The organism is Paracoccus mangrovi (assembly GCF_042648425.1).
Classification (GTDB): domain Bacteria; phylum Pseudomonadota; class Alphaproteobacteria; order Rhodobacterales; family Rhodobacteraceae; genus Paracoccus; species Paracoccus mangrovi.
The window spans coordinates 58,143-81,570 of sequence record NZ_JBHRXJ010000002.1; the positions used below are offsets into that span (position 1 = coordinate 58,143).

At 67.7% G+C, this 23,428-nt stretch carries 20 protein-coding genes; 8 read left to right on the forward strand and 12 right to left on the reverse strand.

What is annotated here, in order from left to right; all coding sequences use genetic code 11:
• Positions 1 to 245: 245 nt before the first annotated feature.
• Positions 246 to 1,934 (forward strand): AMP-binding protein, encoded by a 1,689-nt coding sequence (locus tag ACFOMH_RS02690; protein ID WP_377742456.1) that lies wholly within the window; start codon positions 246 to 248, stop codon positions 1,932 to 1,934.
• On the opposite strand, the gene ACFOMH_RS02695 is transcribed toward ACFOMH_RS02690, so the two are convergent.
• On the reverse strand, positions 1,879 to 2,907 hold the full coding sequence (locus tag ACFOMH_RS02695; protein ID WP_374425233.1) for an AraC family transcriptional regulator: 1,029 nt from the start codon (positions 2,905 to 2,907) through the stop codon (positions 1,879 to 1,881). The genes ACFOMH_RS02690 and ACFOMH_RS02695 overlap by 56 nt on opposite strands.
• A gap of 145 nt (positions 2,908 to 3,052) precedes the next feature.
• Here ACFOMH_RS02695 and ACFOMH_RS02700 point away from each other — a divergent pair, with 145 nt between their 5' ends.
• From ACFOMH_RS02700 to ACFOMH_RS02720, 5 genes are read left to right on the forward strand one after another with little or no spacing between them, the layout of a single operon-like run.
• Complete coding sequence (locus ACFOMH_RS02700; RefSeq protein WP_377742457.1) at positions 3,053 to 4,720, forward strand: acyl-CoA synthetase; 1,668 nt, start codon at positions 3,053 to 3,055, stop codon at positions 4,718 to 4,720.
• A gap of 10 nt (positions 4,721 to 4,730) precedes the next feature.
• The gene (locus ACFOMH_RS02705) at positions 4,731 to 5,498 is read left to right on the forward strand and encodes a 3-hydroxyacyl-CoA dehydrogenase (RefSeq protein ID WP_377742459.1); all 768 of its coding nucleotides are present in this window, start codon (positions 4,731 to 4,733) and stop codon (positions 5,496 to 5,498) included.
• Positions 5,499 to 5,508: 10 nt separating this feature from the next.
• The gene (locus ACFOMH_RS02710; RefSeq protein ID WP_377742461.1) at positions 5,509 to 6,696 is read left to right on the forward strand and encodes an acetyl-CoA C-acyltransferase; all 1,188 of its coding nucleotides are present in this window, start codon (positions 5,509 to 5,511) and stop codon (positions 6,694 to 6,696) included.
• Entirely contained in the window at positions 6,696 to 7,823 is a 1,128-nt protein-coding gene (locus ACFOMH_RS02715; RefSeq protein ID WP_374425237.1) for an acyl-CoA dehydrogenase family protein, read from the forward strand. The genes ACFOMH_RS02710 and ACFOMH_RS02715 overlap by 1 nt, the downstream gene beginning before the upstream one ends.
• A gap of 10 nt (positions 7,824 to 7,833) precedes the next feature.
• Positions 7,834 to 8,604 (forward strand): enoyl-CoA hydratase-related protein, encoded by a 771-nt coding sequence (locus tag ACFOMH_RS02720; RefSeq protein WP_377742462.1) that lies wholly within the window; start codon positions 7,834 to 7,836, stop codon positions 8,602 to 8,604.
• A gap of 141 nt (positions 8,605 to 8,745) precedes the next feature.
• On the opposite strand, the gene ACFOMH_RS02725 is transcribed toward ACFOMH_RS02720, so the two are convergent.
• Complete coding sequence (locus ACFOMH_RS02725) at positions 8,746 to 10,149, reverse strand: aldehyde dehydrogenase family protein (protein ID WP_374425239.1); 1,404 nt, start codon at positions 10,147 to 10,149, stop codon at positions 8,746 to 8,748.
• A 396-nt stretch (positions 10,150 to 10,545) separates the two neighbouring features.
• Between ACFOMH_RS02725 and qhpR the strand changes: the two genes are divergently transcribed.
• Positions 10,546 to 11,439 carry an AraC-like transcriptional regulator QhpR gene (gene qhpR / locus ACFOMH_RS02730; RefSeq protein WP_377742464.1) on the forward strand — a complete coding sequence of 298 codons (894 nt, stop codon included), beginning with the start codon at positions 10,546 to 10,548 and terminating at the stop codon, positions 11,437 to 11,439.
• Here the strand turns inward: qhpR and ACFOMH_RS02735 are convergent.
• The 6 genes from ACFOMH_RS02735 to peaA are packed head-to-tail and all read right to left on the reverse strand — an operon-like array spanning position 11,343 to position 18,170.
• The gene (locus tag ACFOMH_RS02735; protein ID WP_377742466.1) at positions 11,343 to 13,064 is read right to left on the reverse strand and encodes an ABC transporter ATP-binding protein; all 1,722 of its coding nucleotides are present in this window, start codon (positions 13,062 to 13,064) and stop codon (positions 11,343 to 11,345) included. The genes qhpR and ACFOMH_RS02735 overlap by 97 nt on opposite strands.
• A 5-nt stretch (positions 13,065 to 13,069) precedes the next feature.
• Entirely contained in the window at positions 13,070 to 13,744 is a 675-nt protein-coding gene (gene qhpE, locus ACFOMH_RS02740; protein WP_377742468.1) for a subtilisin-like serine protease QhpE, read from the reverse strand.
• Between the two features lies 1 nt (position 13,745).
• Positions 13,746 to 14,822, reverse strand: a complete 1,077-nt coding sequence (gene peaD, locus ACFOMH_RS02745) for a quinohemoprotein amine dehydrogenase subunit beta (protein WP_374425243.1) — start codon at positions 14,820 to 14,822, stop codon at positions 13,746 to 13,748.
• A 4-nt stretch (positions 14,823 to 14,826) separates the two neighbouring features.
• The gene (gene qhpC, locus ACFOMH_RS02750; RefSeq protein WP_374425244.1) at positions 14,827 to 15,153 is read right to left on the reverse strand and encodes a quinohemoprotein amine dehydrogenase subunit gamma; all 327 of its coding nucleotides are present in this window, start codon (positions 15,151 to 15,153) and stop codon (positions 14,827 to 14,829) included.
• Positions 15,150 to 16,619 carry a quinohemoprotein amine dehydrogenase maturation protein gene (peaB, locus tag ACFOMH_RS02755; protein WP_374425245.1) on the reverse strand — a complete coding sequence of 490 codons (1,470 nt, stop codon included), beginning with the start codon at positions 16,617 to 16,619 and terminating at the stop codon, positions 15,150 to 15,152. Before peaB ends, qhpC begins: the two co-directional genes overlap by 4 nt.
• A 9-nt stretch (positions 16,620 to 16,628) precedes the next feature.
• A complete protein-coding gene (gene peaA, locus ACFOMH_RS02760) occupies positions 16,629 to 18,170 on the reverse strand; it encodes a quinohemoprotein amine dehydrogenase subunit alpha (protein ID WP_377742471.1) in 1,542 nt (513 codons plus the stop codon).
• 202 nt (positions 18,171 to 18,372) lie between these two features.
• Here peaA and qhpG point away from each other — a divergent pair, with 202 nt between their 5' ends.
• Positions 18,373 to 19,641: a flavin-dependent monooxygenase QhpG gene (gene qhpG, locus ACFOMH_RS02765; protein ID WP_377742473.1), complete on the forward strand. Its 1,269-nt coding sequence runs from the start codon at positions 18,373 to 18,375 to the stop codon at positions 19,639 to 19,641.
• A gap of 10 nt (positions 19,642 to 19,651) precedes the next feature.
• Here the strand turns inward: qhpG and nagA are convergent, their stop codons facing one another.
• Genes nagA through ACFOMH_RS02785 form a run of 4 tightly spaced genes read right to left on the reverse strand, consistent with a single transcriptional unit; the run spans position 19,652 to position 23,398 of the window.
• The gene (gene nagA / locus ACFOMH_RS02770) at positions 19,652 to 20,770 is read right to left on the reverse strand and encodes an N-acetylglucosamine-6-phosphate deacetylase (RefSeq protein ID WP_377742475.1); all 1,119 of its coding nucleotides are present in this window, start codon (positions 20,768 to 20,770) and stop codon (positions 19,652 to 19,654) included.
• On the reverse strand, positions 20,770 to 21,795 hold the full coding sequence (locus ACFOMH_RS02775) for an SIS domain-containing protein (RefSeq protein WP_377742477.1): 1,026 nt from the start codon (positions 21,793 to 21,795) through the stop codon (positions 20,770 to 20,772). The genes nagA and ACFOMH_RS02775 overlap by 1 nt, the downstream gene beginning before the upstream one ends.
• Positions 21,792 to 22,562, reverse strand: a complete 771-nt coding sequence (locus tag ACFOMH_RS02780) for a GntR family transcriptional regulator (protein WP_377742479.1) — start codon at positions 22,560 to 22,562, stop codon at positions 21,792 to 21,794. The genes ACFOMH_RS02775 and ACFOMH_RS02780 overlap by 4 nt, the downstream gene beginning before the upstream one ends.
• Entirely contained in the window at positions 22,562 to 23,398 is an 837-nt protein-coding gene (locus ACFOMH_RS02785; RefSeq protein WP_374425251.1) for a BadF/BadG/BcrA/BcrD ATPase family protein, read from the reverse strand. Before ACFOMH_RS02785 ends, ACFOMH_RS02780 begins: the two co-directional genes overlap by 1 nt.
• Between the last annotated feature and the right edge of the window lie 30 nt (positions 23,399 to 23,428).

Here is a 23,428-nt window from a genome sequence, read left to right on the forward strand (position 1 = left end):
CGCAAAATGAATCGTGAACAGAATATTGACCCGTTAGCGCAAACGGTCGTGCTGAGACAAGCCGTGGTGAGACAATCGGATTCGCAGCCTGCGCCATGAGCGGCCGGCGTGGCAATCGCCGAAATCACGCGCCGTCCGGGCGGGGCCCCGGTTTCTTGGCCGGAATTGGCAAGACCTGTTTGGTCATCCGGGCCATACTCGCCCCTGCGGCCCGGGGGGGCGGGCCATATTGCAAGGGGGATTTCATGACCTATGACGACCGGCCTCGGCCCGAGGAATCGCGCCTGCGCGGCGATGACAGCGCCCTGCTGCTCGAAGACAGCATCGCGGGGCTTCTGGCCCGCACCGTGGCGGCGCGCCCCGATGCCGAGGCGCTGGTGTTTCGCGAACACGGGCTGCGGCTGAGCTGGCGGGAATTCGCGCAGGCGGTGGACCGGCTGGCCACGGGGCTGCTTGGGTTGGGCGTGGGGCGCGGCGACCGGGTGGGGATCTGGTCGCCCAACCGGCCGGAATGGGTGCTGACGCAGTTTGCGACCGCCCGCATCGGGGCGATTCTGGTCAATGTCAATCCGGCCTATCGCCTGGCCGAGCTGGAATATGCGCTGCGCCATGTGGGCGTGCGGGTGCTGATCACGGCGGACCGGTTCAAGACCTCGGATTATGTCGGCATGCTGTGCGAGCTGTTGCCGCCGCCGCCGGCCGATGGCGCGATTGCGGCGGCGAACCTGCCCGATCTGCGCGCGGTGGTGGCCATGGGGGCCGCGGTGCCCGGGATGCTGCGCTTTGACGATGTCGCGGCGACGCCGGCCGATACGGCGCGGCTGGACCGGCTGACGGCGGTTCTGGATCCCGGCGATCCGATCAACATCCAGTTCACATCCGGCACCACCGGCCTGCCCAAGGGCGCCACGCTCAGCCATCGCAACATCGTCAACAATGCCAATTTCGTCACCGCGCGCATGGGCTTTACCGACCGCGACCGGCTTTGCATTCCGGTGCCGCTTTATCATTGTTTCGGGATGGTGATGGGGGTTCTGGGCTGTGTGACCAAGGGCGCCACCATGATCTTTCCGGGCGAGGGGTTCGATCCCGACGTCACGCTGGAATGCGTGGCCGAGGAAGGTTGCACCGCGCTTTACGGGGTGCCGACCATGTTCTCGGCCATGCTGGCAAGCGAGCGTTTCCACCATCACGACCTGTCCACGCTGCGCACCGGGATCATGGCCGGCGCGCCGTGCCCCATCGAGGTGATGAAACGCGTGCGCGCCGAAATGCACATGTCACAGGTCACCATCGCCTATGGCATGACCGAAACCTCGCCCGTGTCGTTTCAGTCGATGACCGACGATCCGGTCGAAAAGCGCGTCTCGACCGTGGGCCATATCCACCCGCATCTTGAGGTGAAGCTGGTCGATCCGCAGGGCCATATCGTCCCCACCGGCGCCGTGGGCGAGCTGTGCACACGCGGCTATTCGGTCATGCGCGGCTATTGGAACGAGCCCCAGAAAACCGCCGAGGCCATCGACGCCGAGGGCTGGATGCATACGGGCGACCTGGCCACCATCGATGCCGATGGCTATTGCAGCATTGTCGGGCGCAGCAAGGACATGCTGATCCGTGGCGGCGAAAACGTCTATCCGCGCGAGATCGAGGAATTCCTGTACCGCCACCCCAAGGTGCGCGAGGTTCAGGTCATCGGCATCCCCGACGACCGCTATGGCGAGGAAATCTGTGCCTGCGTCATGGCCCGCGATCCCAGCCTGACCGCCGAAGAGCTGCGCGTTTTCTGCAAGGGCCAGATCGCGCATTACAAGGTGCCGCGCTATGTCGAATTCGTCGATGAATTTCCGATGACGGTGACCGGCAAGGTCCAGAAATTCATTCTGCGCGATCAGATGGTGCTGCGGATCTTTCCCGAGGCGCAGGCGGGTTAGCGGCGCGGAACGCGGCCGGGCTGGTGCCGGTCCATTTCAGAAAGGCGCGGTGAAAGGCGCTGGGTTCGGCATAGCCCAGCCTTGCCGCGATCTCGGCCACCGGCGCGGCCGAGCGGGTCAGCAGGATCCGGGCCGCGCTTTCGCGCATCTCGTCGCGGATGGCGGAAAAGCTTTGCCCTTCGCCGCGCAGACGGCGGCGCAGGGTGGCGGGCGACAGGCGCAGATCGGCGGCGAGGCGGTCGAAATCCGGCCAGTCCTCGGGCGCGGTCTGGCGCAGGCGTGTGCGGATCCGCGCCGTCAGGTCCTGATCGTGGCGATAGCGCAGCAGGATATTGCCCGGCGCGCCGCGCAGAAACATCTGCAACGCCTTTTCGCCCCGGATCGGCGCAAGCCCAAGGTAATGCGCCGAAAAGATCAGCCGGCTTTGCGGCTGGTCAAAGCGCACCGGCGCGCCAAAGAATTGGTGATAATCGCGGCGGTTTTCCGGCTCGGGACAGGCGAAATCGACCTGTATCAACGGGATGCGCCGCCCGATCAGCCAACAGACCACCCCCATCAGGATCAGCCAATAGGTCCGATAGGCGAATGCCGGGCGCGGGCCGTCGCGGTCGCTCAGCACGATTTCGGCCATCCCGCCCTGTTGGCGCAATTCGCCGGCCGGATCGTCCAGCACCACGGTCAGAAAGCTCAGCGCGCGGTGCAGCGCATGTTCCAGCGTGCGCGCATGCATCACCGCATGGACCAGCAGGTTGAAGCTGCCCGGCCGCATCGGCCGCCCGCCCATGCCGAAAAATTCGTCCTGAATGCGTTCGGTGATGGCCAGCCACATCCGCCCATATTGCAGGTTGGTGACCGGCTGGTCGGGATCGGCGATGCCCGCGCTGGCCAGTACCGGCGCCCGGTCCAGCCCCGCCCGTGTCAGGCTGGCCAGCGCATCCTCGACAAATCCGGGTGAGATGAGCGCCCGTTCCATATGCCGCCCGTATTGCAAAACCGATCAGTCATTCTGGCCGGGAATGTCATTGTCTGCAATGCATCCCGCGCTACCCTGTTGCCGAGTTGGAGTGGGACCGCCATCGCGGCGAGTCGGGGAAAGGCGTTTCGGGGGGAAAGCGATCATGACTGCGACAAGCGGGGGCCGCGCGCGGCCCGGATATCACGACGCCGTGGCACGGTTCAGCATCGACGAGGCGATGACCATGCTGCGGGGCGATCTGCAAACCGGGCTGAACGCCTGTGTCGAATGCTGCGACCGTCATACCGGCGCGAACCGGGTGGCGCTGCGCTGTCTGTCGCCCGACGAGGTGCTGCGCGAATACACGTTCGAGGAGCTGCGCGAACTGTCGGCGCGCGCGGCCAATGTCCTTGCCGCGCAGGGCATCCGCCCGGGCGACGTGATCGCGGGGCTTTTGCCGCGCACGGTCGAATTGATGGCGACGGTGCTGGGCGCATGGCGGCTGGGCGCGGTCTATCAGCCGCTCTTCACCGCATTCGGCCCCAAGGCGATCGAGCACCGGCTCAAGACCAGCGGCGCCAAGCTGGTGGTGACGAATGCCAGCCAGCGCCCCAAGCTGACCGAGGTCGAGGATTGCCCGACCGTCGCCCTGATCCGCGCGGATGACGAGCCGCTGCCCGCCGGCGATGTCGATTTCCGCGCAGCCCTTGCCGAGGCCGGGACCGAATTCGAGCCGGTCCTGCGCCGGGGCGAGGATCTCTTCATGATGATGTCCACATCGGGGACCACCGGCCTGCCCAAGGGGGTGCCGGTGCCTTTGCGCGCGCTTTTGGCGTTCGGTGCCTATATGCGCGACGCCATCGATCTGAACGAAGGCGACGTGTTCTGGAACATCGCCGATCCGGGCTGGGCCTATGGGCTTTACTATGCGCTGACCGGCCCGCTTTTGCTGGGTCAGGCGACGATCTTTTACGAGGGCGGGTTCACGGCGGAATCGACCTGTCGCATCATCGAGCGGCTGGGCGTGACCAGCCTTGCCGGATCGCCGACCGCCTATCGGTTGCTGATGGCCGCCGGCCCCGAGACGGTCGCCGGCATCAAGGGCCGGCTGCGCGTCGTCAGCTCGGCCGGCGAGCCGCTGAACCCCGAAATCATGCGCTGGTTCGACGCGCATCTCGCCGTGCCCATCCATGACCACTATGGCCAGACCGAAATGGGCATGTGCGTGAACAACCATCACGGGCTGGACCATCCGGTGCGGCCGGGATCCTCGGGTCTGGCCATGCCGGGCTATCGCGTCGTCGTGCTGGATGACGAGGGGCGCGAGCTTGGCGCGAACCAGCCCGGCGTGCTGGCCATCGACATGACGAAATCGCCGCTGATGTGGTTTTCGGGCTATCTGAATCAGGCGACGCCGGCGCTGGCGGGCGGCTATTATCGCACCGGCGACAGCGTGGAATTCGAACCCGACGGCTCGGTCAGCTTTATCGGGCGTTCGGACGATGTGATCACCTCGTCGGGTTACCGGATCGGGCCCTTCGACGTGGAAAGCGCGCTGATCGAACATCCGGCGGTGATCGAGGCGGCGGTGATCGGCGTGCCCGACCCCGAACGCACCGAGGTGGTCAAGGCCTTTGTCATTCTGGGCAAGGGCCATCAGGCCAGCCCCGAGCTGGCCGAGGAACTGCGCGCCCATGTCAAGCGCCGCCTGTCGGCGCATGCCTATCCGAAACTGATCGATTTCGTCGCCGACCTGCCGAAAACGCCCAGCGGCAAGGTGCAACGTTTCCTGTTGCGCAAGGCCGAGGTCGAGAAACTGGCGCGAGCATAAGGACCAGAACATGCAGCTCAAGAACAAGGTTTTCCTGATCACCGGCGCGGGCTCGGGCCTTGGCGCGGCGGTGGCGCGCATGGCGGTCGATTCCGGCGCGAAAGCCGTGCTGGTCGATGTGAACCAGCCCGCGGGCGAGGCGCTGTCCCACGAGCTGGGCGATGGCGCGGCGTTCGTCAAGGCCGATGTGACCAGCGCCGATGACGGCGCGGCGGCGGTCGCGACCACGCTGAACCTCTTTGGCCGCCTGGACGTGGCGGTCAATTGCGCCGGGGTCGCTCCGGGCGAACGCATCGTCGGCCGCGCCGGTCCGCATGCGCTGGACAGCTTTGCCCGCACCATCGGCATCAACCTGATCGGCACCTTCAACATCCTGCGCCTTGCCGCCGACGCCATGGCGAAAAACGAGCCCGCGCCAGATGGCGAACGCGGCGTGATCATCAACACCGCATCCGTCGCGGCCTTTGACGGCCAGATCGGGCAGGCGGCCTATGCGGCCTCCAAGGGCGGGGTCGCGGCGATGACGCTGCCGGCCGCGCGGGAACTGGCGCGGCTGGGCATCCGGGTGATGAGCATTGCGCCCGGCATCTTTGCCACGCCGATGATGACCGCGATGCCGCAAGAGGTTCAGGACAGCCTTGGCGCCTCGGTCCCGTTCCCGCCGCGTCTGGGTCAACCCGCCGAATATGCGGCCCTTGTGCGCCATATCGTCGAGAACCAGATGCTGAATGGCGAAGTCATCCGTCTGGATGGCGCCATCCGCATGGCCCCGAAATAAGGAATATCCCATGGAACACGATCCCATCGTCATCGTCGGCGCCGCGCGCACGCCCATGGGCGGCTTTCAGGGCGATTTCGCCAGCACCCCGGCCGCGACCCTTGGCGCCGCCGCCATCACCGGCGCGCTGAAGGGTGCGGGGCTTGCCCCGGACGCGGTGCAGGAAATCATCATGGGCTGCGTCCTGCCCGCCGGTCAGGGTCAGGCCCCTGCCCGTCAGGCGGCACTGGCCGCCGGGCTGCCGCTGGGCGCCGGGGCCACCACCGTGAACAAGATGTGCGGATCGGGGATGAAGGCCGCGATGCTGGGTCACGACCTGATCCTTGCGGGTTCGGCCGATGTGGTCGTCGCGGGGGGCATGGAAAGCATGTCCAGCGCGCCATACCTCTTGCCCAAGGCGCGCGCCGGCTACCGGATGGGTCACGGTCAGGTCATGGATCACATGTTCCTTGACGGGCTTGAGGACGCCTATGACAAGGGCCGCCTGATGGGCACATTCGCCGAGGATTGCGCCGAGGCCTATCAATTCACCCGCGAGGCCCAGGACGACTATGCCATCACCTCGCTGACCCGGGCGCAAAAGGCCATCAAAGAGGGCCGCTTTGACGCCGAGGTGACGCCCGTCGCCATCCGCGCCGGCAAGGCCGAGCTGGTGGTGACGATCGACGAACAGCCCGGCAAGGCGCGGCTGGACAAGATCCCCACCCTGCGCCCCGCCTTCCGCGAAGGGGGCACGGTCACGGCGGCGAACAGCTCGTCCATCTCGGACGGTGGGGCGGCGCTGATCCTGATGCGCGCGTCCGAGGCCGAGCGTCGCGGACTGACGCCCCGCGCCCGCATCCTTGGCCATGCGACCTTCGCCGACAAGCCGAACCTGTTTCCGACCGCGCCCATCGGCTCGGTCAGAAAGCTGATGGAACGGACCGGCCTTTCCATCGCCGATATCGACCTGTGGGAAATCAACGAGGCTTTCGCCGTCGTCGCCATGGCGGCGATGCGCGATCTTGGGCTTGGCCATGACATCGTGAACGTGAATGGCGGCGCCTGCGCGCTGGGCCATCCCATCGGCGCATCGGGCGCCCGCGTCATGGTCACGCTGTTGAACGCGCTGGAACACCATGGGCTGAACCGTGGCATCGCCTCGCTCTGCATCGGCGGGGGCGAGGCCACGGCCATCGCCATCGAAAGGCTGAACTGATGATCTTGACCGAGGAACAGGAACAGATCCGCGACATGGCGCGGGATTTCGCCCGCGATGTGCTGGCCCCCGGCGCCGCCGCGCGCGACCGCGACCACGCGTTTCCGCGCGCGGAACTGACCCAGATGGGCGAGCTGGGCTTTCTGGGCATGCTGGTCCCCGAGGCCCATGGCGGTTCCGAAACCGGCATCGTCGCCTATGCGCTGGCGCTTGAGGAAATCGCGGCCGCCGATGGCGCCTGCTCGACCATCATGTCGGTCCATTCATCCGTCGGCTGCGTGCCGATCCTGAAATACGGCACCGAGGATCAGAAGGCGCGCTTTCTGCCGCGCCTTGCCTCGGGCGAATGGATCGGCGGCTTTGCCCTGACCGAACCGCAGGCCGGATCGGATGCATCCTCGCTGAAAACCCGCGCCCGGCGCGATGGCGACCACTATGTCATCGACGGCGCGAAACAGTTCATCACCTCGGGCAAGAACGGCAAGGTGGTGATCGTCTTTGCCGTGACCGACCCCGATGCCGGCAAGAAAGGCATCTCGGCCTTTATCGTGCCCACCGATACCCCCGGCTATGAGGTGGTTTCGGTCGAACACAAGCTGGGCCAGCATGCGTCCGACACCTGCGCGCTGGCATTCACCAATATGCGCGTGCCCGCCGAAAATCGCCTGGGCGACGAGGGACAGGGTTACAAGATCGCGCTGGCCAACCTCGAAGGCGGCCGCATCGGCATCGCCGCCCAGGCGGTCGGCATGGCGCGCGGCGCCTATGAGGCGGCGCTTGCCTATGCGCGCGACCGCATCACCTTTGGCCGCCCGATCATCGAACATCAGGCGGTGGCCTTCAAACTGGCCGATATGGCGACCCAGATCGACGCCGCGCGCCTGATGGTGCTGCGCGCCGCCACCCTGCGCGAGGCCGGAAAGCCCTGCCTGACCGAGGCGTCGATGGCCAAGCTTTTCGCATCCGAAATGGCCGAGCGGGTGATCTCGGACGCGATTCAGATCCATGGCGGCTATGGCTATCTGCGCGACTATCCGGTCGAACGCATCTATCGCGATGTCCGCGTCTGCCAGATCTATGAAGGCACCAGCGAGGTGCAGCGTCTGGTCATCGCGCGCGGGCTTTAGGGGACATATCATGGCAAAGCTGATCGAGATCACCCGCGAGGGGCGCGTCGCCCTGATCCGGCTCAACCGTCCCGAGGTGCTCAACGCGCTGAATGGGGCGCTGGCGGCGGAACTGGCCGCCGCCGCGCTCGAACTCGAGTCCGACCGCGATATCGGCGCGATGGTGATCACCGGATCCGAACGCGCCTTTGCGGCCGGCGCCGACATCGCCGAAATGGCCGGAAAAACCGCGGCTGAAATGATCGAGACCGACATCTTCGCCGTCTGGGACCGCTTCGCCGCGACCCGCATCCCAAAGATCGCGGCGGTGAACGGCTTTGCCCTTGGCGGCGGGTGCGAGCTGATGATGATGTGCGATTTCGCCATTGCCGGCGAAGGCGCGAAATTCGGCCAGCCCGAGGTCAAGCTGGGCGTCATCGCCGGCATGGGCGGCACCCAGCGGATGACGAAACTGATCGGCCGGGCGCTTGCCATGGACATGCATCTGACCGGGCGGATGATGGACGCGGCCGAGGCCCTGCGCGCCGGCCTCGTCGCCCGCGTCGTCCCCGACGATCAGGTGGTCGCTCAGGCGATGGCCGCCGCCCATACCATCGCCGGCTATTCGCGCCCCGCGACCCGCCTCGCGCGCGAGGCGGTGATGCGCGCCGAGGAACTGTCGCTGGTCGAAGGCGTGGCCTGGGAGCGCGGCATGTTCCAGCGCCTGTTCGGCACCCCCGACCAACGCGAGGGCATGCAGGCTTTCGTCGAAAAGCGCAAACCCCGCTTTCACCCGGACTGATCCGCCGCCTCTTTCATGCCCAAATATCCCGGGGGAACGCCTCGCCGGCCCCATCGGGGGGCTGGCGGGGCGTGGGGGCAGAGCCCCCGGCGACAGCGCCGCCCGGGGGACGCGCGGCGCATCTTTATCGGGGCCTCGTTTTTATCGGGCCTCGTTCACCACCCGGATCTGGGTGAATTCGGCCAGACCCTCTTCGGCGAACTCGACCCCCAACCCGGATTGCTTGGCACCGCCAAAGGGCATGTTGGGGCCGAAATCCAGATGCTTGTTGATCCAGACCGTACCGCTTTCGATCCGCTCGGCGACCTGACGCGCCAGATCGCGATCCTCGCCCCAGACCGATCCGCCCAGACCCAGATCCAGCCCGTTGGCGCTGGCCACGGCGGCCTCGACATCGTCGAAACGGATGACCGGCAGGATCGGCCCGAACTGTTCCTCATCGACGATGCGGTCGCCATCCTTCACATCGGCAACGATGGTGGGGGTGATGAAATAGCCCGGCCCGGCGGGCACCTCGCCCCCGGCCAGAATGCGGCCGTCATCGCGCGCCGAGGCCAGATAGGTCTGCACCTTTTCGAATTGCATGCGATTTTGCAGCGGACCGATGGTCACGCCCTGCTCAAGCCCGTCGCCGACGACGGCCTCGCGCGCCAGCTGCGCCAGCCGCTCGCATACCTCTTCATAGATGGAATCGTGGACATAGGCGCGCTTGATCGCCAGACAGACCTGCCCGGCATTCATGAAAGCCCCGGCAAAGATCCCCGGCGCCACCTTGGCCGGGTCCGCCCCCGGCAGCACGATGGCCGCGTCATTGCCCCCCAGCTCAAGCGTCAGCCGCTTGATGGTCGAGGCGGCGCTGGCCATGATCTTTTGCCCGGTCGCGGTCGATCCGGTAAAGGAAATCTTGGCCACATCGGGATGCGCGGTCAGCGCGGCGCCCAGATCGTTCTGATCGGTGACGATGTTCACGACCCCGGCCGGCAAAAGCTCGGCCATGATCTCGCCCAGCCGCAGCGTGGTCAGCGGCGTGGTCGGCGCCGGCTTGATCACCATGGTATTGCCCGCAAGCAGGGCCAGCGGCATCTTGAACGCCACGATCAGCACCGGGAAATTCCACGGGATGATCGCGCCCACCACGCCCAGCGGCTTGCGGAACTGCCGCACAAGGCGGCTTTCGTTATCCTCGATCACCTTCACCGGCAGGTCGTACCCGGCCAGATGCCGGATGAAGGCGCAGGTATAAAGGATCTCGGCCTGCGCCTCGGGCAGGGGCTTGCCCTGTTCCTGCGTCAACAGGCGGGCCAGCCCCTCGGCCTCGGCCTCGATGCGGTCGGCAATGCCGAGGATCAGCACACGGCGGTCCTCGATCGGGCGCGCGGCCCAGGCGGGGAAAGCCGCCTTGGCGGCCGCCACCGCCGCGTCCAGCTGTGCGCCCGAGGCGCGGGGCGCCAGCGCCAGCACCTGTTCATTGGCGGGGTTCACGACCTCCATGGTCATATCGCCCGCGACCAGCCTGCCATCGATCAGAAGTCGGTATTCGGTCATTCCTGCCTCCCCTGTGGATCGGAAAATCCTGCGCCATGGGGCCGGGCGATTCTTGCCAGTTCCGGCCAAAGGTGGCGGGGGCCGGAAATCTGGCCGGAAATGTCAAATCCGCCGGGCTGTCGGGGGCCGAGATTGTGACGCGTAAGTATATGTTATACATATGTTTCATGTCCGTTCGGCGACTTTCCCCCGAATTTCGTGCGGGTTTGCGAAAACCGGCCGGGCTTGTGCTACAATTTGTCGCAACAGGGAAATCGCCGGGCCAAGGCGCGACAGGATTGCCAGCCCGCACCAGCCACGGGAAACACCATGCAAAGTTCATGGATTCGCGGAGCCGTCGCCTTTTTGGTTCTTGGGCCCGAAGCCGAAGCCGCACATGCGGCGACGGAATCGCCGATGTCCCTGGACAGCTTTATCGCCCGGATCGAGGACGAGCGCGCGGCAAGCGCCGACAGCCTGCGGTCATGGCGGTCGGGCGAAACGCTGCCTCTGACCACCATCGGGGTTCTGGGCGATGCCATCGCCCCGCGCCGCACCCTGGGCGAGGCGTTGCGCATCTTTGCCCGCGGGTTCCCGGTGCTGCAATCCAACAGCTCGGTCACCTTTGAGGTGACCGGGGACGAGGCCCATATCTCATATCGTGTCCTTGACCCGCGCATCTGGCCGCGCCGCGCGGATGCGGAACTTACGCTGGGCCTGATCCATGGCATCTGCACGCGCTACGGTGTGCCGCGCGACGCGATCCGGGACATGTGCTTTGAACATCAGCCCGACCGCGACCTGCGCGCGCTGGCCCAGTATCTGGGCCGGACCCCGCGTTTCGGACAGGATGAGAACCGCATCACCATCTCGGCCCGAAGCCTTGCGAATACGCTGTGCCACGAACCCGAAGGCGATGCCCTCAGCTGTGCGAAAAAGCTGGACGAGGCGCTGGTCGAGCTGCGCCGCCAGACGCCGGTGTCGCAGCGCGTGCATGCGCTGATCCTGTCGCAGAAGGATCGCGGTCAGGTCCATCAGGCCCAAATCGCCGCCCAACTGGGCATGTCCGAACGCTCGCTGCGCCGGGCGCTGGCGGCCGAGGGGCAACCCTTCAACGCCATTCTCGAAGAATCGCGCCGCGCCCATGGTTTCGCGCTTTTGGTGCGCAGCGACCGGCTGTTCGGGGAAATCGCCTTGTTGCTGGGCTATTCCGATCAGACCGCCTTTTCGCGGGCATTCTCGCGCTGGTACGGCGCCTCGCCGCGCGAGCTCAGAAAGATGGCCACCGAAGAGGTCAGCGTGATCCGCTGATCAAAGCGGCCTTCGCGCGCCGGGCCGCTATGGGCGATAAAGATCCGCGTCCGCCCGGGACAATGCGCGTCAATGGCGGCCAGAATGCGGCGACATGCGGCATCGTCGATTTCGGAAAACGCCTCGTCAAAGATCATCACATCGGCGGGGCGCAGCAGCGCGCGGGCAATGGCGATGCGCTGGCGCAGACCGCCCGACAGATCGGCGCCGGTTTCGGCGACGGGCGTGTCCAGCCCGGCCGCGCCCCGCGCCCAATCGACCAGATCCGCATCCGCCAGCACCCGCCACAAGGCCGCGTCATCGGCATCCGGCGCCGCAAGGCGCAAATTCCCCGCCAGCGTGCCACGCAGGATCGCGGGGCGCTGTGCCAGATGCGCGATGCGCGCGATCAGCGCCCGCGCGCGCAGCCCGGCGATATCCGCCGCTGAAAACAGCGCCGCACCTTCGGCCAGCGGCGCGTCGCGGGTCAGCGCCGCCATCAGGCGCGACTTGCCGATGCCCGAGGGACCGTCCAGCAAGACCCGCTGGCCCGGCGGGATCGTCAGGTCGAGCGGATCGTGGATGCCGCCCACGGCCCGCGCCCCGCGCAGGGTCAGGGTCGCGGACCCGGGCGGGGGCGGGGCGCCGTCATCGGGGCGGGCGCTGTCGATGACGCCGCCCAGCCGGTCGGTGGCGACGCGGGCGCGGGCCTGCGCGTGATAAAGCCCCAGCAGGTTCCGCAACGGCCCCGACATCATCCCGGCATAGGCAAGGAACGCGACCAGCGTGCCGATCTGCCATTCGCCGCGCACCACCTGCCAGCCGCCGACCAACAGGATCGCGCCGCGCAGGATGGCGGTGATGATCTGGCTGACTGCGCCCACGGTTTCCGACCAGATCCGCTGGCGGAGCAGGCTGGCGATCTGATCGCCTTGGGCGCGGGCAAAGCCGGCCCCGCGCTGGTCCAGCGCATCGAGGCCGCGCAGGGTGGCGCGCGCCGACAGCGTCTCGGCCATCTGGGTGCTCAGCGCGCCGCGCAATTCGCGGGTTGTTTCGGCAAGGCGCTGGGTGCGGGGGCGCGCGCGGGACAGAAACCAAAGCTCAAAGGGCGCCGCCAAAAGCGGCAGCATCGCCATCCGCCAGTCCAGCGCCACCATCAACGCCAGCCCCCCGGCAAGGCGAAAGACCGCGCCGATGGCGATCAGCACGGTGTCAAAGGCAAAGCTCTGGATCTCGGCGCAATCGCCGTCCAGCCGCGCCATCGCCTCGCCCAGAGGCAGGTCGGGCCGGGCCGGATCGCGCGCCAGCGCCGCACCGAAAAGCCGCCCGCGCAGATCGGCCAGCATCGCCGCCGAAACCCGCAGATGCAGCATGGAATTGACGATGCCAAAACCCACCGCCCCCAGCCCGAGCGCGAATGAAAGCGCCGCCCAAAAGACCAGCGCCCCCATGTCGCGGGCCATGATGCCGGCGTCGATCACCTGTCGGGTCAGCATCGGCATGGCCAGCCCAAGCGCCGCCGCCGACAGCGATGCCACCAGCACCAGCCCCGCGCCCGGCAGCGCGCGCGCCATCACCGGCGCCAGCCAGCGCGCGGCATCCGCGCCAAAGATCAGCCGGGCAAGGCGGGGGGCCAACCTATCCATGCCGCCTATCCATGCTTGTGCTCGGGACCGTGATGGCGGGCGCGGGCGCTCAGCGTGGCGATGGCTGTGGGGCCGCTCAGCCGCCCCTCGCTGGCCATGATCGCGGCCAGATGGCCCGCGATCCGCGCCGCGCCAAGACTGGCGCCGCCCATGCCGCGCGCGCCATGTTCGGGCGAATTGCACCAGGCCCCGAAAAGCGCCGGCCCAAGTTGCGAAATTTCGTCCCAGCCGCAGCGCGCATCGCCGGTGGCGGCGATGATGCCGGGATAGGCGGCGGGATAGCAGACCGGCCCCCGTGCGGGATGGGCCGCGACCAGCACCGCGCCGGCCTCGACCAACGCGGCGCAGGCGCGTTCCAAGGGCGCGCGATCGGCGGCGAGCCCGAGGCTGAGACAGATCAGGTCGGGCCGTTCGTCCGGCGCCAGCCCCGCAAACCAGCGCAGGGCGGCGGTGACGCGCAGCGCGCTGGTCACCGGGCGCGCGTCAAAGACCTGTGCATGCACGATCCGCGCGCCGGGGCTGGCGCGGCGGATGATGCCGGCCACGGCGCTGCCATGGCCCAGCCGGTCGGGTTCGGCTGGCTGGGCCGAGCCATCGGGCGCGAAGGCGCGCGCCAGCGCCCGTTCGCCGGGCGGATCGTCGGCGGGACCGCCGCTATCGATCACGCCGACCCGGATCACCTCAGTCGTCCCGGGTGAACAGCCGCACCGATGCCAGCGACATCGAGGCATTGCCCGGCAGATCGACCTGGCCCTTTTTCTCAAGTGTTTCGGCGTCATAGGCGGCCAGATCGCCAAGTGCGCCGCCCAGCCAGACGGTCTTGCCATCGGTCGAGACATTGACCGAATAATAGCTGTGCGGCAGGGGCACCCGCTTGACCGAGGCGCCCTTTTCCAGATCAAAGCTTTCCAGCACGTTATAGGCGCCAAAGGCCCGTGTCTTGGCCGGGTTCACCGCGGTCGAGAAATAGAACACATCCATCGCCCGCACGTCGCGCATCACCATCTGGCCGCTGTCCAGATCCATGGTCAAGAGACCGGTGCGCGGGGCCTCGGGGTCGGTCGGCTCTTTGTCCTTGCGCATGGTATAGAAGGGCACCGCCATCACGCCCGAACTTTCGTGCTGGCTCCAGACGGCAAGAACGTCGGGCTGAAGATAGGTCTCGGGCTTCCAGCTCTGGATGGGCAGATCCTCGACCAGCTTGCCGGCGACCGGGTCCATGACGTGAAGCGCGCGGCCCAGCCCGTAAAGACGGCCGCCGTCACGCGACCATGCCAGAAGCGTCACCTGTCGCGGGGCCTCAAAGGTCTTTTGCAGCTTGAGCGTATCGGCATCGTAAAGCGCGATGCGCGTCGGCTGCACCTCGAAATGGGTGGGCAGCAGCCGCACCGGCGTCTGATAGGCGGCCAGCGTCTTGCCATCGGGCGACAGCGCCAGCCCGAACAGCGTCTTGACCCGTTCCTCGGGCGTGGACAGGTCGACCCGGGCCAGCGTCTCGCCGGTCGCAAGGTCCAGCTTGACGATGCTTTCCGTCTTGTTGACCGAGGTATAGGCGATCTTGCCGCCGGGTGCGACGACCGGCACCATCGGCGTGGGGCCGGCATCCTTGATGGTGATGACCTTTTCCACCGCCATCTTTTCGGTATCGACCACGACCAGCTTGTCGGGGCGGGCGGGCGCAAGGATGTAATCCTTGGCCAGCGCCGGCATGGCCAGGGTCGCCATCACGGCTGCCAGCGAAATCAGCGTCTTGTGCATGGTGTCAGCCCTTGCTTTCGGGAAAGACGGATTGCAGCTTGCGCCAGTCCTGCATGACGTCATCGGCGCCCGCGCTCCATTCGGGATAGGTTTGCAGCGTGTCGGCGACCTGCGCCGGCCACCAGCAGGGATCGGCGCAGCCGTAAAGATCGGCCTCCATCGGCTGGCACAGGTTCGAGACGGCGCCAAAGGCGTCCACCTCCCAGCCGGGATCAAAGGACGTGGTGCAGCCGACCAGCGAGTTCATCGCCACGACCTCGTCCTCGCGGCCCTCGGCCTGTGCCTCGGCGAAGGCCTTGGCCTTGGCGTTTGCGGGGGTCAGGTGTTTCATTGGATAACCTCCTTGGTTGCGGCCATGGGTGCGGCGGGGCGCGCCGTGCGCGGCTCAAGCTGGGTGCGGAAGAATGCGGGATTGGCCTGCATGATGCGGACATAGGCCTCGATGCCGAAATCGACCCAGTCGCGCATCAGGTCGCAGTAATGCCAGACCGGGGCATAGGGATCGCCCTGGCGGGCATAGGCTTCGTGATAGCATCCGCCCGCACAGATCGATCGGATCCGGCAGGTGCGGCAGCCATAGCTGCTGCGGTCCTGCGCGCCCTCGATAAAGCGGGCCAGTTTCGGCACGTCGATGCCATCCGCGACATTGCCATAGGTCGGCTGCTCTGATCCGACAAAGCGGTGGCACAGATGCAGGTCCCCCTGTCGGTCCACGGCCAGCATGCCCAGCCCGGCGCCACAGGGCACGGCCTTCTTGGTGCCCTGGGCGATGTCGGTCAGCAATTGGTGCATGTTGGAAAAGCCGATATTCTCGCCCCGGCAGGCGGCCTCGACATAGCGGCGGCCAAGGGTTTTCATGTCCTCGAACACCGCTTTCAGCGCGCCGTCATCAAGGTTGAAGACCGCGATGGGACCAGAGGTCGCCGGGCCAAAGCCCACCTCGTGAAAGCCAAGATCGTTCTTGAGATGGTCGTGGATGCCGATCACGTCGGTCACCCCGCGCGTCAGCGTGACCCGCACCCCCACCGGGCGCGCGCGATAGCGCGACAGCAGCATCCGCACATTGCGCGCCACAAGGTCATAGCTGCCCTTGCCGCCCACGGTCTTGCGATTGGCGTCATGCAGCGCCTTGGGGCCATCCATGCTGACCGTCAGGGCAAAGCGATGCGCGTCGAACCAATCGACCAGTTCCGGGGTCAGAAGCGTCGCGTTGGTGGTCAGCGAGAAATCGACCGTCTTGCCCAGCTCGGCGGCGCGCGGCACGGCATAGGCCACGACCTCGCGGATCAGCGGCATGTTGGACAAGGGTTCGCCGCCGAAAAAGACCACGTTCACGCGGTCGCGGGCATGGGCCTGTTTCAGCAACAGCTCAAAGCTGGCGCGCGCGGTTTCAAAGCCCATCTTCTGGCCCTTGGCGGGCGTGGTCAGATCCTCTTTGTAGCAATAGGTGCAGGCGAGGTTGCAGCCGGTGTTCACGTTCAGAACGATCGTGGACAGCGGGATCTCGTCAACCTTGGCGATGGGGCGCGGGGTTTCGGGCGCATCCGCGTCGCGCAGGATATCCAGCGCCAGAAAGCTTTGCAGACAATCGCTCAGGGTTTCGGGGTCATGCTGCGCGCCAAGTCTGGCGCGCAGCAGTTCGGCATCGATGGCGGGTTCGCGACGGAACAGGTCATAGACATCGCGCGCCACACCATCGAGCGCGAACAGGCTTGTCGTCGGCACATGCATCAGCATGGCATGGCCATCGACATCGACCCGATGGGCATTGTGGCGGATAAGCGTCAGGGCAGACATCGCGGCACCTCAGCGGATCGGGGCGTCGACGAAGCGCTGGACCGTGGCGTAAAGATGCGCCTCGGCGGTCAGCGGCGCGTCGCCGGCATCGACGGTGGCGATGACCTTCAGGTTGCCAGCATTGTTGGTCATCATCGGGCGTTCGGGGTTCGGGCCGGCATCGGCGGGCATGAACAGGCCGCTTTCGCTGATGCTGCCGGCATATTTCGCATCCTCCATCTTTACCGCCTCTTCGTTGAAATTGTCGGTGCGCCATTGCGCCGGAAAGACGCCAAGCGCGATGTCGTCATCGGTCGCGGGCTGGCCATCGGGGCCGTTCAGCCAGCCCATCGCCTCGAACTGGGCGGGGGTCTTGGGGATCGGGCCGCCATTGCCGCCGATCCGCGCCATCGCCATGTCGGGGACGATGGTGATGCGGTCGGGCTTTTCATAGGCGATCAAATCGATGCTTTGACCGCCCAGACCGATCGCGACCGGACCGGGCGCGCCCTTGGCCGTCAGCTTCAGCGTGGTGACGCCGTCCTTGACGCTTTCGACGCTGCCGCTGACGCCCTCGGGCAGGGTCAGCTGGTCCGAAAGCCCGGCGCCGGCCAGCGTGACCCGGGTTTCCTCGCCCAGCTTGAGGCGTCTGGGAAAGGCGGCGATGATCTGGGGCGCGCTGTCGCGGCGCAGGGCCTCGATCCGGCCGCCGGTCACATCGCTTTCCGCCTCGTACCAGCGGCCCGAGACATGGCCCCCCTCTGTCAGGCTGGCGACTTGACGGATTGTGGTGGTCCCATCCGTCAATGTGGCGCGCCATTCGCCCGCGCCAAGGATGCGCCCGGTGCCGGTAAAGCTGCGGCTGGCATCGGCGAAATCCAGCGTCATGGTCACGTCGTAATCCGCGCCGTTGCGCGCCAGCACAAGCTTGCCGCTATAGTCCCCGACGCCCGGCTGTCGCCCGGCCAGAACATATTCGCCTGAGGCATCGCCCGCAAAGGGCGCCGGCGCATCGCCAAGCGGATAGGTCTTGGCAAGAAACGGGATGATCTCGGCCTGTGCGATCCCCCACCAGTCGCGGTCCCGGGCCAGCGCCTGATATTCCAGCGTCGGGAATTGCCCGAGGTGAAAGTTCACCAGATGCGCCCAATCCTCGGGGGTGCGGCGCTGCAAGGCCACGCGGGCATAGGAATGGCAGCGCCCGCAGGTCTGGGTCATCTGCGTGTTCGGACCCTCGTCGACGGCCACCGGCTCGCGTTCCAGGATATAACGGCGGCCCTCGGTTTCGGCGACGGTCAGGCCGCGCGTATCGGCCAGATAGCGCACGACGGCGGCACGTTCCTCGGGGGTCAGCGCGACCCCGTGATTGTGCATCATCCGGGTCACGGTCATGTCCCAGCCCTCGGGCGTCTTGCGCGCGGCGTCGATGCGTTCCCAGCCCCCGTCCGGGCGCTGGACATGGCAGGCGGCGCAGGTGTTTTCCAGCACATCCTGCCCCGAAACGGCCCATGCGGGCAGGGCGGTCAGCAGGGCTGCGGCAGAGACCAGCGCGGTTCGGGTCAGTGGCTTCATTACGGCTTCCTCTGGCGGTCTGGGCGCGGGGCCCGATGGCGATGACGCTCAGGAAAGCGCGCCGGGGCCGCGCATTCTTGTCATTCCCGGCCAAGCTGCGCGGCATGTCGTCGCGGCGGAAAGATCTGGCCGGAAATGTCATGAATTGCTGCTGTGCGGCGTGCAGGCTGGTCAAAATCGTGGCAATCGGGGGGAAGGTGCCATGCCGGAACAGGTCGATCTGATCGTGCTGGGGGGCGGGCCTGCGGGGGCGATCTCGGCATGGTTGGCCGCGCGCGACGGTCTTGACGTGGTACTGGTCGATCCCATCCGCCCGCGCCCCCGGATCGAGGGGCTGGGGCCGCGTCTTCACCGCTGGCTGGCGGGGCAGGGGCTGTTGCACGGCTTTGACGGGGTGATCGGCCCCCTGGGACGGCGGGTCGACTGGGCGGGGCTGGGCGGCGATGCCGGCGGCCGCAACGGTGAATATCTGGTCGAGCGCGCGGCGCTGGACCGGCATCTGCGCCGGGCCGCCACGGATGCCTTCGCGCGGCTGGTACAGGGCAGCGGGCGGCCGGCGCCGGGTGGCGCGCTGTTGGCGGGCGGGGACAGGATTGCGGCGGCGATGGTCATCGACGCGCGCGGACGCGGTACGCCCGCGCCCGATACGCGTGCGCCCGCGACGCTGGCCCTGTCGGGATGGATCGCGGCGAACCTGCCGCCCGGTATCCGACTGGGCGCGTTTCCGGGCGGCTGGCTCTGGCGGGCGGCCTTGCCCGATGGCCGCGTCTGGGTGCAGGTCATGCTGGATGCGGCCGGCCCCGGTTCCCCGGCCGAACGCCTCTGCGCGGCCATGGCCGAGGGTGAGCCGGCGCTGGCGGGCGCCGCCCTTGCCGGCGAAGTTCTGGTGCGCGAGGCGGCGGCGCGGCTGCCCGATCCGGTCGATGACCTTTCGGTTCTGCGCGTGGGCGATGCCTTTGCCGCCATCGATCCGCTGTCCGGGCATGGCCAGTTCTGGGCCGTGTCCAGCGCGCTGGCGGTGGCCGCCGTGCGCCGGACGCTGGCCGCGGATCCCGACAGCGCGGATATCTGTCGCCAGTTCCTGAACCGGCGCGCCCGCGAAACCAGCCTGCATCAGGCCCGGATCGGGCGCGATTTCATCCGGCTCGAAGATCGCTTTCAGGGCGCGCCCTTCTGGCGGGCGCGGCGGGAATTTCCCGACGACCTGCCCGCCTCGCGGCATCTGGCGGCGCCCGAAATCCGCCCCGCCATCGTGATCGAGGACGGGCTTCTGGCGCGGCGCGACATCCTTCATACCCCGCGCTCACCCGATGGGATCGGGTGGTTCGGCGCGGTGCCCGCGCCCGAGGCATGGCGGTTGTGGCGGGCCGGGGGCGGGTCGGCGCTGGGCGTGCGCTGGGGCGTGCCGGCGGCCGCACGGCTTGCGCGGCAATTGCAGGCCGAGATGACGCCCGCCGCGATCGCGGGCTAGGCCCGCCGGCCTAAAGCCAATGCTCGATCACCTGGAAATCCGGCCCCAGCCGGATCAGATCGGCCTTGCGCCCGGGGGTCAGCCGGCCGTGGTGATCCTCGATCCCCAAAAGCTGTGCGGGTTCGGCGGTGGCCATGCGCAGCGCGCGCCCGGGGGTGATGCCCAGTTCCGTGACCAGCAATGCGATGGCGTCGGGCAGGATCAGGTCCGCCCCGGCCAGCGTGCCATCCGCAAGGGTCAGCCGGCCGTCGCGGCGCAGCACCTGCCGCCCGTTCAGCTCCATCTCGGTCAGGTCGGTGCCGGCAAAGGCCATGCAGTCGGTGACCAGGAATATCCCCTCGGTGCGGGCGGCCAGCGTGGTGCGCATCGCCGCCGGATGGACATGGATGCCGTCGGCGATCAGCCCCGCCCTGGCATGGCCGGACAGGATCGCACCGACCAGGCCGGGCGTGCGGTGGCCCAGCTGGCTCATGGCGTTGAACAGATGCGTGGCGCAGCTTGCGCCGGCCTCAAAGGCGGCGCGGGCGGTGTCGTAATCGCAATCGCTGTGGCCAAGGCTGACGATCGCGCCCGCCCCGGACAAGGTCGCGATCTGTTCTGGCGTCGCGGCCTCGGGGGCCAGCGTCACCATCAGCGCGGGCAGGCGGCGCGCCGCATCGCAGAGCCGCGCCAGATCCTCGCCGGTCATCGGCCGGATCAGCGCGGAATCATGGGCGCCCTTGCGGCGCGGGTCCAGATGCGGCCCTTCCAGATGCAGGCCGAGAAAGCCGGGCACGCCCGCCCCGGCGGCGGCGATGCCGGCGGCGATGACGCTGGCGGTGGCCTCGGGCGTGTCGGTGATCAGCGTCGGCAGGATGGCGGCCGTGCCCAGCCCGCGATGGGCGGCGCAGATATGGCGCAGCGCCGCCAGATCGGTGGTTCCGTCCACCATCAGCCCGCCGCCGCCATTCACTTGCAGATCCAGAAAGCCCGGCGCGATGATGCCGGCGATCTCGCGCCGGCCCTCGGCCGGGGCCTTGTCCGCGGGCAGGATGGCGGTGATTTCGCCATCCTCGATCACCAGCGCATGACCATCGATAAAGCGTGTGCCGTCAAACAGCCGCGCCCCGCTCAGGATTTCGCGTGCCATCAGACCGTCTCCGTGACCTTGCGCAGATGCGGCGGCGTGTCGGGGTCAAAGCCGCGCCGCCGCGCCAGCGTCTCGATAAAGGCATAGAACCCCGCCATCATGACCAACGGCGCGACCAGCGGATGCAGCCCCTGAACCGATGGCAGGGTGACCGCCCCCTCGACCTCGGCCCCGGTCAGAAACACATCCGCCCCCTGCGATGCCAGCTGTCGGGCGGTGGCCGTCAGCTGTGGCAGCGCGGCGTCCCCGATCCCCAGCGCAAGGACCGGGAAATTCGCCTGAACGATGGCGGCGGGGCCGTGCAGAACCTCGGCCGCCGAATAGGCCTCGGCGTGGATGCCACTGGTTTCCTTGAATTTCAGCGCCGCCTCGCTGGCGATGGCAAAGCCGGGGCCGCGCCCCAGCACATAGGCCGAACTGGCCCGCGCCAGCCGCGCCGAAAGCGGCGACCAGTCCAGCCCGACCGCCTGTTCCAACGTGTCGGGCAGCGCCGACAGGGCGTCGCGCAGGGCGTGATCGTCCTGCCATTCCGCCAGCAACGAAAGGCCCGCCAGCACCGAACAGACGAATGTCTTGGTGGCGGCGACGCTTTTTTCCTCGCCCGCGCGCAGGGGCAGGCAATGGGCCGAAACCTGGGCCATGGGGCTGTCTTCGACATTGGTGATGGCGATGGACAGCGCGCCGCCCTGACCCGAGGCGCGCATCATTTCGACCCCGTCCGGGCTGCGGCCCGATTGCGAAATGCCGATACAGGCCGCCTTGCCCAGCCGCAGCGGCCGGCGATAGATCGAGGCGATCGAGGGCCCGACCGAGGCCACCGGCACGCCGGCCTCAAGCTCGAAGGCGTATTTCAGATAGGTGGCGGCATGATCGGACGAGCCGCGCGCCACCGTCACCACCAGATCGGGATCCTTGCGGCGAAGCGCGGCGGCGGCCTCAAGCACCGCCTCGCGCGACTGGTCTAGAAAGCGGGCGGCGGCCTCGGGGATCTCGGCCACTTCGCGGGCCATGTGGGTCTGGGTCATTCGGGCTTCCTTTCGCCATCCGGCGCAAGTTTCAATTCCACGGCGAAATCATAGGCATCGCCGCGATAAAGCGAGCGGGTGAATTCGACCACCTTGCCCGAGGGCAGATAGGAAATGCGTTCGATGCGCAGCCCCGCCACGCCCGCCCCCACGCCCAGCAATTCGGCGTCGCGCGGATCCAGATTGGCGGCCGAGATGCGCTGAACGGCGCGTACCGGGCGCTGGCCCAGGCTTTCCAGCATCGCGTAAAGCGAATCGGTGACCGCCATCGGATCGGGCAGCACGTCCCGGGGCAGCGAGGCGCGTTCGATGGCCAGCGGCACCCCGTCCGAGCTGCGCACCCGTTCCAGCCGCGCCACCCGGTCATCGGTGCGCAGCCCCAGCGCCATCACCTCTTCGGGGGCGGGGGCGTGCAGGCCCCGCGCGATCCAGCGGCTTTCGACGGTCTTGCCGCGCCGCTCCATATCCTCGGTGAACGAAGTCAGCAGCGACAGCGCCTGTTCCAGCCGCTCGACCCGGGGGGCGACGAATGTGCCCGATCCGCGCCGCTGCACCAGCTGGCCGGTCGCGACCAGCTCGGCCACGCCCTTGCGCACGGTGACCCGCGACAGCCCGGTCATCGCCGCCAGTTCGCGTTCCGACGGCAGGCTCGCCCCCGGCTTCAGCTGGCCCGAGGCGATGGCCCCGGCGATTAGCCGCTGCAATTGCAGGTAAAGCGGGCCGCCGCCGCTATCCTCGAACGCGCCGGGGGTGAAGAGCTCTGTCATCACACCCCCTCGCGCAGGGCCAGAAACAGCGCCCCGTCCAGCCCCGATCCCTGTGCCGGGCGGATGTCCCACAACCCGGCCAGCCGCCGGGCGTAATGCGCGCCAAGCCCGCCCAGAAACACCACCGGCAGGTCGCGCCCCTGTTGCAGCACCTCGATCATTTCGCGGATCTGGTCGGTGGCGGCGGCAAAGATGCGCTCGGCCGCCGGGTCGCCGCTGGTGACGATGCGGGGGGCAAAGATGCCGAATTCGGATGGTTTGGCGTGCAGGCCAAAGGAAATCACCCCCTCGATCCCGCCCAGTTCGCGCAGCACGTCCCGCAGCAGCGGCGTCATCGGTGCAAAGCCGTCCTCGGCGCGCAGGGCCTCGGTCAAGAGCGCGCGGCCCAGCACCGCGCCGCTGCCTTCGTCCCCCAGAAGAAAGCCGCGCCCGCCATATTGCCGCGTCTCGTCGCCGATCCGCACCGCAAAGACCGAGCCGGTGCCCATGGCCGCGACGATTCCATCGGTGCCCTGCAAGGCGCCGGCGGCGGCGGTGACGGCATCGGTGACGATGCGCGTGTGGCGGAACGGCAGCATCGCCTGTAACCGCCGGGCCGAGGCGGTGACATTGGCGCCCGCCAGCCCCAGCACCGCCGTCAGCTCATCGAGATTGCCGCGCCCGGCCTGATCCAGCGCCGCCCGCGCGGCGGCCACGATATTGGCGCAGGCGCTTTCCGTTTCGATCGAGATATTGGCCGGCCCGGCCGCGCCCAGCCCAAGCTGCCGGCCCTGTGCATCCGCCAGAACCGCGCGGCATCCCGTGCCCCCACCATCAATGCCCAGGAAAAGTGACATGGTGCCTCCGTTTGAAGTGAAGATACCAAA

What these genes read in the sequence shown, in the direction of transcription:
- ACFOMH_RS02690 (WP_377742456.1), top strand. Translation starts at nt 246, where the DNA reads ATGACCTATGACGACCGGCCTCGGCCCGAGGAATCGCGCCTGCGCGGC.
- ACFOMH_RS02695 (WP_374425233.1), bottom strand. Translation starts at nt 2,907, where the DNA reads ATGGAACGGGCGCTCATCTCACCCGGATTTGTCGAGGATGCGCTGGCC.
- ACFOMH_RS02700 (WP_377742457.1), top strand. Translation starts at nt 3,053, where the DNA reads ATGACTGCGACAAGCGGGGGCCGCGCGCGGCCCGGATATCACGACGCC.
- ACFOMH_RS02705 (WP_377742459.1), top strand. Translation starts at nt 4,731, where the DNA reads ATGCAGCTCAAGAACAAGGTTTTCCTGATCACCGGCGCGGGCTCGGGC.
- ACFOMH_RS02710 (WP_377742461.1), top strand. Translation starts at nt 5,509, where the DNA reads ATGGAACACGATCCCATCGTCATCGTCGGCGCCGCGCGCACGCCCATG.
- ACFOMH_RS02715 (WP_374425237.1), top strand. Translation starts at nt 6,696, where the DNA reads ATGATCTTGACCGAGGAACAGGAACAGATCCGCGACATGGCGCGGGAT.
- ACFOMH_RS02720 (WP_377742462.1), top strand. Translation starts at nt 7,834, where the DNA reads ATGGCAAAGCTGATCGAGATCACCCGCGAGGGGCGCGTCGCCCTGATC.
- ACFOMH_RS02725 (WP_374425239.1), bottom strand. Translation starts at nt 10,149, where the DNA reads ATGACCGAATACCGACTTCTGATCGATGGCAGGCTGGTCGCGGGCGAT.
- qhpR (WP_377742464.1), top strand. Translation starts at nt 10,546, where the DNA reads ATGTCCCTGGACAGCTTTATCGCCCGGATCGAGGACGAGCGCGCGGCA.
- ACFOMH_RS02735 (WP_377742466.1), bottom strand. Translation starts at nt 13,064, where the DNA reads ATGGATAGGTTGGCCCCCCGCCTTGCCCGGCTGATCTTTGGCGCGGAT.
- peaD (WP_374425243.1), bottom strand. Translation starts at nt 14,822, where the DNA reads ATGCACAAGACGCTGATTTCGCTGGCAGCCGTGATGGCGACCCTGGCC.
- qhpC (WP_374425244.1), bottom strand. Translation starts at nt 15,153, where the DNA reads ATGAAACACCTGACCCCCGCAAACGCCAAGGCCAAGGCCTTCGCCGAG.
- peaB (WP_374425245.1), bottom strand. Translation starts at nt 16,619, where the DNA reads ATGTCTGCCCTGACGCTTATCCGCCACAATGCCCATCGGGTCGATGTC.
- peaA (WP_377742471.1), bottom strand. Translation starts at nt 18,170, where the DNA reads ATGAAGCCACTGACCCGAACCGCGCTGGTCTCTGCCGCAGCCCTGCTG.
- qhpG (WP_377742473.1), top strand. Translation starts at nt 18,373, where the DNA reads ATGCCGGAACAGGTCGATCTGATCGTGCTGGGGGGCGGGCCTGCGGGG.
- nagA (WP_377742475.1), bottom strand. Translation starts at nt 20,770, where the DNA reads ATGGCACGCGAAATCCTGAGCGGGGCGCGGCTGTTTGACGGCACACGC.
- ACFOMH_RS02775 (WP_377742477.1), bottom strand. Translation starts at nt 21,795, where the DNA reads ATGACCCAGACCCACATGGCCCGCGAAGTGGCCGAGATCCCCGAGGCC.
- ACFOMH_RS02780 (WP_377742479.1), bottom strand. Translation starts at nt 22,562, where the DNA reads ATGACAGAGCTCTTCACCCCCGGCGCGTTCGAGGATAGCGGCGGCGGC.
- ACFOMH_RS02785 (WP_374425251.1), bottom strand. Translation starts at nt 23,398, where the DNA reads ATGTCACTTTTCCTGGGCATTGATGGTGGGGGCACGGGATGCCGCGCG.